This window comes from Shewanella olleyana (assembly GCF_023283825.1).
GTDB classification, from domain to species: domain Bacteria; phylum Pseudomonadota; class Gammaproteobacteria; order Enterobacterales; family Shewanellaceae; genus Shewanella; species Shewanella olleyana.
In genome coordinates, this window is the sequence record NZ_JAKILD010000030.1 from 20,614 (window position 1) to 31,548 (window position 10,935).

Here is a 10,935-nt window from a genome sequence, read left to right on the forward strand (position 1 = left end):
TTATTTGCATAATTATGTAGATATAATGCATGTGTGTGATCCGTTATAACCATTGTGACCCTTTGCTGGAAAATAATATTTTGTAATGCTATTTAAATGCAGTAAAAAATTATCGCTTTGAGATAAAACTAACGAAATTTTGCAACCAAATGAGGGATAATCCATTATAGGCAAGGTAAATATAGGCTTAGGTTTCTGAAAATGAAAAAGAAAGTAAAAATTGATAGCTACAATAAGAAAATTTTGGCCACACTTCACCTTGAAGGTGATCTCACTAATATTGAATTAGCCGAAAAAGTCAGCTTGTCACCCAGTGCATGTTTTCAAAGAGTCAAAGCACTAAAAGAAGCAGGTTATTTTAGAACCTTTCACGCTGATGTGAATTTAGAACAAATTTGTGAACATGTAATGGCATATGTCGAATTTACCTTACATGACAACAGTGCACCTTCTAGCCGCCGCTTTGTTAGCGCGATTCAAGAAATTCCAGAATTTATGGACTGCATGCAGTTAAGTGGTGATGTGGATTATATGTCCCTAAGTTGTTTTCCCAATATCAAAAAGCTCAATGAAATCTGTACTGAACTATCAGATCGCTCAGAGTTAAGTATAAAAAATATCAAAACCCGTATCGTATTAGAGCGTAGTAAATGGTTTTTAGGTTATCCATTAGGCAACCTTAAATGGCTTGACGATAATGCGCAGGAGAGCGAGTCAGCTTAATAACTAGACTTTAATATGCTTTATGTTGTCGTATGAATTAACGTCTACATCATCATTACCATAGTTATTCATCTTAGATTGTTTGCTATTTAAAACTGTCGCAAACTCTGGTCAGGGTCAGGGTCAGGCTCTGGTTAGGTTTTATGGGGACGAGTTTAATGGTTGGTTTAATAATGAGTGATGTGGGGAGTTAAATTTGATAGTGCTAATAGCTCTTTATACAGACTAATTTTTGGGTACTTGCTAGCTAAAGCGAAAACCATAACTAGCTATTCTAATAAAAAGACCTGTTATCAAAGTTGATAACAGGTCTTTTTATTAGCTGTATTTAAACTTCTTAGCTGATTATTTAGCTGGCATTATTCGCAGGGATTAAAACAGCCAGCATTTCTTAGTCAGAGCAAGTAAGAGCAAGTCAGAGTTAGTCATAGTTAGTCAGAGTTAGCCAGATTATGAACAAGTCAGTCATTAATAAAAACTAGCCATTACTAAAAGTATCTGCGCTACTTTGTTCTTGAGTAATATCAGCTGCAATAGTTTTCATCGCAGTGGTCAGCTTAGTAAGTTGAGCTGCATTAATAGTGTAGGGCGGCGTAATATAGATAACATTGCCAAAGGGTCTTATCCATACTCCTAGTTCAATAAAGGCTTGCTGCAATACACCAGTGTTAATGGCGCTGTCCATTTCGATAACACCTACTGAGCCAAGTACTCGAACATTTTTGACATGCTCAAAATCAATGGCTTCAGCTAACTCACGTTTCATTTGCGCTTCAATTTGGGCAACTTGTTGCTGCCAGTCTCCGGATTGCATAATTCGTAAGCTGGCATCAGCAGCGGCACAAGCTAATGGGTTCCCCATAAAGGTAGGGCCATGCATAAATACGCCTGCAGGTGAGTCGCTAATGCCTGTTGCTACTTCATCTGAACAAATTGTCGCGGCGAGACTGATATAACCACCCGTTAAGGCTTTACCTAGGCATAAAATATCAGCCTCAATATTGGCGTATTCATAGGCAAACAGTTTACCAATGCGGCCAAAGCCTGTGGCGATTTCATCTAAGATCAGTAGAACTTGGTATTTATCACACAAGGCGCGAAGAGCCACTAAATATTCTGCTGAGTAAAAGTGCATTCCGCCAGCAGCTTGCATGATAGGTTCAATAATAATGGCGGCAATCTTATGATGATTTGCCATTAAAATCGCTTCTAATTCATCGGTATCACCACTCACTAACGCCTGATTAAAGTCAGACTGCGGTGCAGGGGCAAACAATTGCTCAGTCACTGCATCGCCGAACATTGTATGCATACCGTTATCGGGATCGCACACACTCATAGCCGCAAAGGTATCGCCATGATAACCGCGTTTAACGGTGAGTAATTGTTGCTTTTGAGGTTTATTTTTACCTTGCCAATATTGCATCGCCATTTTCATGGCAACTTCAACTGCAATGGAGCCTGAATCCGCTAGAAAGACTTTTGTCAGCTTTGGACTGGTCATATCCACTAAGCGCTTACATAAGTTAACTGCTGGTGCGTGGGTGATGCCGCCAAACATGACATGACTTAACGTAGCAAGCTGATGCTGCATGGCATCAATGATCTCAGGGCGGTTATAGCCATGAATACAAGCCCACCAAGAACTTGTGCCATCAATCACGACTTGACCATCTGACAAGGTTAATTCGCAGCCATTTGCACTGTGAACACCTGTCACTTTAGCAGCGTTGCTCATGGATGTGTAAGGATGCCAGATATGTTGCTTGTCGAATGCAAAGTCGATGTTAGAGGTTGAATCTTGCAGATTTGTATTGTTCATATTTTAACCGTTAGTCAAGATGTGGTGCTTGATAGCATTGACAGTTTAAACGTTGAAGGTATCCTAACCCAATATAAAGTGAATATAAAATGAATAAAAAGGATTAACCATGTCATCGTCAGCGATCCGTCACGACTGGACCAAAGCAGAAATAGAAGCGTTATTTGCTTTACCAATGAATGATTTACTGTTTAAAGCGCACAGTATTCACCGTGAAACGTTTGATCCTAACGAAGTGCAAATTAGTCGTTTATTATCGATTAAAACTGGTGCGTGTCCTGAAGATTGTAAATACTGCCCGCAAAGTGCTCGTTACGATACCGGTCTTGAAAAAGAGCGTTTATTGGAAATTGAGAAAGTGCTGACAGAAGCGAAAAGCGCTAAAGCTGCCGGAGCTTCACGTTTTTGTATGGGCGCCGCTTGGCGTAACCCGCGTGAGCGCGACATGCCTTACTTAACCCAAATGGTTAAAGATGTGCGCGCATTAGGCATGGAAACCTGCATGACCTTAGGCATGTTGTCATCAGAGCAAGCAGATGAGCTAGCCAGTGCAGGCCTTGATTACTACAACCATAACTTAGATACATCACCTGAATATTACGGTGATGTTATTACCACTCGTACCTATCAAAACCGTATTGATACCTTATCTAATGTACGCGCTTCAGGCATGAAAGTCTGTTCTGGCGGTATTGTGGGCATGGGCGAAAAAGCAACCGACCGAGCAGGTTTATTGCAGCAGCTAGCCAATCTTGAACAACATCCTGATTCAGTACCTATCAATATGCTAGTGAAAGTAGCGGGTACGCCATTTGAAAAAATTGATGATTTAGATCCACTTGAATTTGTCCGCACCATTGCTGTGGCGCGTATTATCATGCCTAAATCTCGAGTGCGTTTGTCGGCAGGTCGTGAAAACATGAGCGATGAACTGCAATCAATGTGCTTCTTTGCAGGCGCAAACTCTATCTTCTACGGCTGTAAGTTATTAACGACGCCAAACCCTGAAGAAAACGATGATATGACACTATTCAAACGTTTAGGTCTACATCCTGAGCAAGGACCATCAGCTGATATCGAATCAGACAGTGCTTTACTTGCCAAAGCGAATGCTAAAAAAGATAAAGCGACTCAACAGTTCTTTGATGCTGGCGCAATTTAATCGTTAATAGGTTTTGATATGGTAAGTCATCCAATCTTAGATAAAATCAGCCAACGAATGCAGCAGCTGAATAATGATGGCTTACTCAGAAAACGTAAATTGTCTAATGACTATGACTATGACAAACCAAACATTATCGATTTTAGCCATAATGATTATCTAGGATTAGCTAGCGCCAATGAAATGGTTGATGCCCTTACACAAGGGGCAAAAATCTATGGCGTTGGCAGTAAAGCCTCACCGTTAGTATCAGGTTATAGCCAAGCACATCTTCAATTAGAACAAAGCTTATGTGAACTCACAGGACACGAAGCGGGGCTACTTTTTTGCTCAGGCTTCAGCGCCAATCAAGCGTTAATTAAAACCTTATTTGATGCAAACGATGTGGTGATTGCCGATAAGCTTATTCACGCATCAATCATTGATGGCGTAAGGGATAGCGGGGCAGTTTTTAAGCGCTTTAAACATAACGACTTAGACCATGCCGAGCAACTCCTCGAACGTTATCCCAATAGTGCGGTTATTACCGAAAGTGTGTTCAGCATGGATGGCGATAAAGCGCCATTAAAGCCGTTGCAGCTTTTGTGTCAGCAACATAATAGTTTGCTAGTGGTTGATGATGCCCATGGCTTTGGGGTAATACCAACCCAAACAGATGGCAAGTTTTGCGATATTCAAGTGGTGACATTTGGTAAAGCACTTGGCTGTCAGGGCGCTGCCATATTAGGCCCAAAAGCAGTGATTGATTTTATGGTTGCTCAGTCTCGCCAATATATCTATTCAACGGCGTTATCACCTGCCAGTGCTTATTTGGCGTTAGCCGCAGTGAAATTAACCCAAGAACAACCACAAAGGCTTGCAGCTCTTAATGCCAATATTGCTGAATTTAGACAGGCTTGTGGCAAAAATAATATCGAACTCACCGACTCAACCACAGCGATTCAACCTGTACTGATTGGTGATAGTAATAAGACAGTGTTAATTGCCAGCAAGCTTTTTGATTTAGGCTTTGCAGTAGGGGCAATAAGACCGCCGACAGTACCAGCAGGGCAAGCACGGCTTCGCATTACGATTAACGCGCAACATAGTAAGCATGATATTGCTGAACTGGTTGGTGCTTTAGCCACCTTAATTTAATTTTTAAGCATACTTTTATGTTGAAAGTATCGTTTCGAGAGTGTGAATGAACTCAAGTAATCCTGTGGCAGTTAAGTTTTCTCAGGCAGCGACAACCTATAAACAACATGATGTGTTGCAGCGGATAACCGCTGAAAAATTATTTAATAAAGCGGCGCTTAAAGGCAGTCTTGTTGATATTGGCTGTGGTCCTGGCACCGATTTCACTGGATTTGGACAAGACATTACCAAAGTCACTGCGGTGGATTTATCAGAGCAAATGCTGGCAGTGGTAAACCAGTCTTTTCCTTCATACCTTACCCTATGCGCCGATGCCGCTAACTTACCTTTATCTAAGCAACAATTTGATGGGCTATATTCAAATCTAGTATTGCAATGGTGCGGTGACTTAACAGCAGTATTTAACGAATTTCATCGAGTATTAAAACCTCAAGCCACATGCTTAATCAGTATTGTTACCAGTGGCAGTTTGCCTGAGCTAGAAACATTGGGGTTAGGGCACAATGCTTTTCGAACTGTTGAAGAAATAACAGAAGCAATCGATAGTGAATATTGGCAAGTTGATTCAGTCAATGAATGCAGTGAATCGTTATATTTTAATGATTTACGAACGCTACTTTATTCAATAAAAGGCGTCGGTGCTTCGGTAAAATCCCATCAAGAAAACTCGCATAATAACGGTACTGAAAAAAGCAGCTCTGATAAAAGTAGCTCTAATATAAGCAGCACAGCAGTAGAAAGAGTCACGCTTCGTGGCCGTAAGGATTGGCTCGCGTTAAAGCAACATGCGGAAACGATAAGGCAAGCAGAAGGTATTCCACTGACTTATCAAATTACCTATTTGCAGCTAACAAAAAAATAGAAGGTTTATTGCAATGATATATTTCGTCACAGGCACTGACACTGATAGCGGTAAAACCTTAGTATCGTCAGCATTATTGCACGGCGCTGAAGGCTCTAAAATTGGCGTTAAGCCCATTGCTTCAGGTTGTGAACTCACCGAAAATGGCCTGAGAAATAGTGACGCCTTGGCACTGATTGAACAGTCAAATATCAATCTTGATTATCAGCAAATCAACCCAGTTGCATTTAAGCCAGCTATTGCACCGCATATTGCGGCCACTCAACAAGGACTAGCATTAACGGCGCAAGGTGTTGTGGACTCCTTACCACTAACTGAGCTCGAAAATGCTGATGTTGGATTAATCGAAGGCGCTGGTGGCTGGCGTTTACCACTGGGCAATGGCGAGTACTTATCTGACAGTGTTAAATTGTTAGCTACACAACATCAAGTCGGTATTATTTTGGTGGTTGGCATGAAGTTAGGTTGCCTTAATCATGCTTTATTAACCCAAGAAGCGATATTGGCTGATGGATTAACCATAGTGGGGTGGATAGCGAACCAAGTGGATCCTGACATGGCATATCAAGATGAAAATCTCGCGACGTTAAAACAAATAATGACCTCTGAGTTTATGGGTTATGTCCCTCATTTATCTAACCCAACTGCAAAACAAGCAGCTCAATCTATTCGCTTTACTAGCGCATTAAAAGTAAATCGCATTCAAAGTTAATCACTTTTTACATTTATTGCTTTATATCCATAGGGCTTAAAACACCAGTTTGGTGTAAGCCCGCAACATGGGTATATATTTGAGTCGTTTTGACATCATTATGACCAAGTAATTCTTGTACGGTTCTTATATCGTGGCCACGTCTAAGTAAATTGGTAGCAAAAGAATGTCTGAAAGTATGAGCTGTCACCCGTTTGGTTATTAATGTTTTGCTAACTGCTTTTTGTAAAGCTTTTCTAAACGTTGTGGGATCAATATGATGCCTACAAATATAACCATCTACAGGATGCGAAACGCAATGTATCGAAGGGAAAATATATTGCCAATGTAATGATTTAGCACTAGTGCCAAACTTTTTTATTAGGCTAGGCGGTAAGGAAGCCATACCTAATCCCTTAGATAAATCTGTTAGGTGAGTTTGGCGTACGTGATTAAATTGCTTCTCAATTAACTCATTTGCTACTTGCGGTAAAATACACACTCGATCTTTTTTACCTTTTCCTCTGTAAACAAAAAGAGTTTGATTTTGAGTATCAATATCTTTTATGCGTAAGGTGAGTGCCTCAGTAAGCCTAAGCCCTGCACCATAAAGTAAGATCCCCAATAGCTTATATTTTCCTGTTAACCGTTCGATAATTAACTTCGCTTCTGAATCGTCAAGCACTTGGGGAATTCTGCTGGGTGGTTTTGCATAAGGGAATTGCAAATCATCGGTGTTAATTGCAAGTACATGTTTGAACGCAAATACAAGTGCGCATAGCGCTTGTTGTTGGGTACTGCTAGATACTTTTTTTTTGTTGGCAAGAAAAGTCAGAAATTGTTCAATATGTGATGGGGTAATTTGTTTGGCCGAGGTAAATTGAAAGTGCCTAATAAAGTATCGGTTCCAATACAAATATGACTTCTCTGTTTGGTAGCTGTAATGTCGCACTCTTATTTGTTCTTTAATTGAGCCTAAATAACCAGTATTTTTCATAAGTTTGCCCGTTTAAATTTATACCTGTATGTTTATACAGGTATAATGGTTTTAGGCTGATTTATAAAATAATCGGTTAAAAATCATTCATAAGTTGTAGGTTTAATTAATGCTTATTTTTTGTAACACTATAATTATATTGACATTTTTAAGATTTAAATTTGAGAAATATTTTTAAAATTCATTTTGCACGCTTTGTTTTGTCATTATTGAAATTTAAAGTACTTTACATCAATAAGATAGCAAATGTAGGATGTTATTAATCAATAACTTAAACGGCCGACATTGAATGATGCGCCGTTGAATAAGCTGTTATGTAACTTAAGAATTATGATGCAACCTGAGAATCCAGTGACAGAATTAAGGCAATTAATCAAAGATGCTCGTTGGGCAATCTGGTCATTTGTCATTATTAATATCGTTGTGTTACTTTTCTTTTTTGCTGATGGTCTTTTTAATCAATTTGTATTTGTCGCATTATTTATTCAGGCTTTTTTGTTTGTAGTTTGGTTACTTCCTGTGTTTTGCTATCAGGTGTTTTATAAAAAATTAAGAGTTAAATATGCATTTTATAAGGCTCTAGCAACATACAAAGAGGCACTAGGTCATGTGTCGTGGTAGCGTTACATAACAAGTCACTCAAAAGGACAAAAAACAGTTGGTTTTTGCTCCTGCGTCGCTTATTTTAACCAACTATTTTTTGCCTCTTAGTGAGGCGTTAGCTATAAGGGGTTCTAGTTGGGCACTCGTATTATGAATTTCATTGAGAAATCCAATAAGGTATTACTATTTATCGCAGCGATAATTGTAATTATTGCGATTGGTAAAAACATCATCAAGGATCTACTAAGAAAGGATTACTCTGAACCAACGGTTCAAGTTATTGATCATGATGACGCGCAAAAAGAACACCAAAAACCAAAATTAGAAAAAAGATATGTAGGTCAAATAAAAGACGTACATTTATTAGAAATAACCTCAGATAAAATAGTGGAAGAACAATCTTATAGTGCCAATGCGGAAATGATAGTTGTTTCATCATCATTAAGTTTAAGCAGCAACGCAGTTAATTTAATGTTTACTAAGGTTGGTGAAAAAAACAATTTATTATTTTCGAGCAATGCACTAATTGTTGAGTTTTCACCAACTCAAGAGAAGGAAACTCAGTACCGAAATATTCTAAGTAAAAACATATATTCGGTAGCAAAAAAAGACACTAATAAAGATGGCTTCTTAAACCAATATGATAAAAAAGAGTTATTAGTATCAGAGTATGATGGTTCTAAATTAACATCAGTTATGGAAAATATAGAGGGCTATCAAATTATCAATAATAATCTTGTTTTGGTTTATACGGCTACAGAAGACGACACGATTTATTATACCTTTAATGTTTTATCAGGTGAGTTACTCAAGCTTGATACAAACTTATAGCTAACAAGCTGTTAAACAAGGACAAAAAACAGTTGGCTTTTGCTCCTTCGTCGCTTATTTTAGCCAACTATTTTATTGCCTGTTAACAGGGCGTTAGGTACACATGAAAATTTCGGTTTTATTATCAACCATTGTGTTTTTGTCCGGTTGTGCAGGCACATCAGATGTACAAAACTCTAACAGTTGTGATGTGTATACATATTTCGATAAAGCTCAAAATAACTTCTCAGGACTGGTGTATTTAGATACATATTTTGAACGAGCATTGATTTCTCAAATACCTGACTATAACGAGAGCAATACATACTGTTGGTACTCTAAGCAAAACAGTTTAGTTGGTAAATTAGTAGTTGCTGATTATAAGCCTTCAATCGCCTATGTATTTGAACGCAAATCCATAGGCTGGACGTTAGTTGAAAGTAATGAGGTAATTAATTTACCCGCACATAAGTGGTAAAGTGTACCTAACGAATAAGGATAGGCCGCGCGCAGCCGCGTCCTTATCCCAAGTGTTGAACAAGCCCGAGTGATACCTTTATAATATAGTAAATATCGGCGTAAGAACTTACGCTTTTAAGGTGTGTGCAGTGCCGCTAATTTTATTCTCGGCCGTAGTGATCCCTTAGCCTCATGGGCTAATTTATTTACATCAATATATCAATGCCTTACCACCTCCTTATACTTTCATCACCTTACATTCTAAGTGTTGAATTTGTCATTCTGCGGCTTAAACAGTGGCGTTAGGCCGCGTTTTATTTTGCCTAATTAAGCTTGTCGGTCGCGTATGCACCCCTATAAATGTCATCGGCTGTTGGCAGCAAGGGCAAGGTCGTATGGCTTGGGTTTTTGTGATGTTTTCGAGCGGCATCAACTTCGCACCTGCAACGGCGAGCATTAAGCGTATTCGTTGCCGCAGCTTGGCAGCATTGCCTCGCAATAAACCATAATCTCTGCTACGTCTTAAGCCTTTAGGTAGCACGTGTTGCAGCACTAGCCATAGAAACTGGGTGGCAGGTAAGGTGCGTATTTCAATGCTGTGATTTTGGCTATTTTGATACTCGAAACTGATTTGACCATCGACTTCACTGATGATGCTGTTGTCAGGCAGTACGCCACGATAAAGGTAACGTGAGAGGTACTTCAGTGCGGGTAACCCCTGGCCAACGTGTTGGCAGTCAACCACCCACTTTTTGGGGATAGTATTAGGCAGCTTGCCATGTAGCTCAAGGGTAAGCTTTTTCAGCAATCTAGCCCGCCAGACTTTAGCCAGGTTAAAGGCGTTGAACAGGTATTTACCCTTGTTCTTTTTCCACTGTTTTTTACCTTTATCAAAGCTGCCAGCGGGAATAATGAAGTGAATGTGCGGGTGTAAGTCACGCCGCCTGTTGTGCGTGTGCAGTACGCCGGTAAAGCCTATTTCACCGCCCAGTTGTTTGGCGTTTTTAGCAAAATTTTTCAGTACGCTTGCTGCCACCGAGAACATGGCTTGATACATCAGCTCCGGTTGATGCTTAGCGATTGCTCGCAGCTCGTAAGGTAAGGTGAACGTCACCATGTAATACTCAACGGGCAAGAGTTTAGCTTGCTGTTTGTTGAGCCAATTTTGCGTGCTGTTGTTCTGACATTGCGGGCAACTGCGATGGCCACATGACAACGGAAACTCTGCGGTATGTGTACAGCCACGGCATGCCCAATGGCTGGTGCGCTCAGTATTGTTACGGCAACTGAGCATGGCGAATATTGCTTGTCGCATGGATGAGGTCAGTTGCTGCTCATACTGTCCGTTAAACTCATCAAGATGGTCACGTAAAAGTTCAACGACCTTCATAAGCCGCACTCCCACTTGAGCACTAAATTATCAGTGAGTTGGTTAATGGACTGAGCGGTATTTTTGCGCGTGATAGTGGTGAGGCGGGTATATCGGGCTGTGGTATTTAAGCTGTTGTGGCCGAGCAAGCTTTGTACAGAACGTAAATCTAGCCCTTGTTCTAGCAAGTGAGTGGCATAGCTGTGACGCAGATTATGCGGGCTGATGGATTTGTGAATATTACACTCACGAATAACCCGCTTGAGGGCTTTTTGAATACCGCCTTTATCGATTAATGAG

The 10,935-nt window shown here is 40.1% G+C and carries 12 protein-coding genes; 8 read left to right on the forward strand and 4 right to left on the reverse strand.

From position 1 onward, the window contains the following. Positions 1-201 precede the first annotated feature (201 nt). Entirely contained in the window at positions 202-723 is a 522-nt protein-coding gene (locus tag L2735_RS17570; RefSeq protein ID WP_248985945.1) for an Lrp/AsnC family transcriptional regulator, read from the forward strand. A gap of 478 nt (positions 724-1,201) precedes the next feature. On the opposite strand, the gene bioA is transcribed toward L2735_RS17570, so the two are convergent. Then, positions 1,202-2,545 (reverse strand): adenosylmethionine--8-amino-7-oxononanoate transaminase, encoded by a 1,344-nt coding sequence (bioA, locus tag L2735_RS17575; protein ID WP_248985946.1) that lies wholly within the window; start codon positions 2,543-2,545, stop codon positions 1,202-1,204. 109 nt (positions 2,546-2,654) lie between these two features. Between bioA and bioB the strand changes: the two genes are divergently transcribed. The 4 genes from bioB to bioD are packed head-to-tail and all read left to right on the forward strand — an operon-like array spanning position 2,655 to position 6,418. Next, entirely contained in the window at positions 2,655-3,707 is a 1,053-nt protein-coding gene (gene bioB / locus L2735_RS17580; RefSeq protein WP_248985947.1) for a biotin synthase BioB, read from the forward strand. A gap of 18 nt (positions 3,708-3,725) precedes the next feature. Continuing rightward, a complete protein-coding gene (locus tag L2735_RS17585) occupies positions 3,726-4,844 on the forward strand; it encodes an aminotransferase class I/II-fold pyridoxal phosphate-dependent enzyme (protein ID WP_248985948.1) in 1,119 nt (372 codons plus the stop codon). A gap of 46 nt (positions 4,845-4,890) precedes the next feature. Further along, positions 4,891-5,706 (forward strand): methyltransferase domain-containing protein, encoded by an 816-nt coding sequence (locus tag L2735_RS17590; RefSeq protein WP_248985949.1) that lies wholly within the window; start codon positions 4,891-4,893, stop codon positions 5,704-5,706. Positions 5,707-5,719: 13 nt separating this feature from the next. After that, positions 5,720-6,418 carry a dethiobiotin synthase gene (gene bioD, locus L2735_RS17595; protein ID WP_248985950.1) on the forward strand — a complete coding sequence of 233 codons (699 nt, stop codon included), beginning with the start codon at positions 5,720-5,722 and terminating at the stop codon, positions 6,416-6,418. Between the two features lie 13 nt (positions 6,419-6,431). Here bioD and L2735_RS17600 read toward each other — a convergent pair whose 3' ends face one another. Continuing rightward, positions 6,432-7,394: an integron integrase gene (locus L2735_RS17600; protein WP_248985951.1), complete on the reverse strand. Its 963-nt coding sequence runs from the start codon at positions 7,392-7,394 to the stop codon at positions 6,432-6,434. A 333-nt stretch (positions 7,395-7,727) separates the two neighbouring features. Here L2735_RS17600 and L2735_RS17605 point away from each other — a divergent pair, with 333 nt between their 5' ends. The 3 genes from L2735_RS17605 (at position 7,728) to L2735_RS17615 (ending at position 9,285) form a co-directional block, all read left to right on the forward strand. Next, entirely contained in the window at positions 7,728-8,015 is a 288-nt protein-coding gene (locus L2735_RS17605; protein ID WP_248985952.1) for a hypothetical protein, read from the forward strand. Between the two features lie 117 nt (positions 8,016-8,132). Beyond that, complete coding sequence (locus L2735_RS17610; RefSeq protein WP_248985953.1) at positions 8,133-8,828, forward strand: hypothetical protein; 696 nt, start codon at positions 8,133-8,135, stop codon at positions 8,826-8,828. Positions 8,829-8,931: 103 nt separating this feature from the next. Further along, positions 8,932-9,285 carry a hypothetical protein gene (locus L2735_RS17615; protein ID WP_248985954.1) on the forward strand — a complete coding sequence of 118 codons (354 nt, stop codon included), beginning with the start codon at positions 8,932-8,934 and terminating at the stop codon, positions 9,283-9,285. A gap of 270 nt (positions 9,286-9,555) precedes the next feature. Here the strand turns inward: L2735_RS17615 and L2735_RS17620 are convergent, their stop codons facing one another. Both L2735_RS17620 and L2735_RS17625 read right to left on the reverse strand, forming a co-directional pair. Further along, a complete protein-coding gene (locus tag L2735_RS17620; protein ID WP_248985955.1) occupies positions 9,556-10,656 on the reverse strand; it encodes an IS91 family transposase in 1,101 nt (366 codons plus the stop codon). Then, on the reverse strand, positions 10,653-10,935 hold a 283-nt coding region (locus tag L2735_RS17625), incomplete at its 5' end, for a tyrosine-type recombinase/integrase (protein WP_248985956.1). The genes L2735_RS17625 and L2735_RS17620, both read right to left, overlap by 4 nt.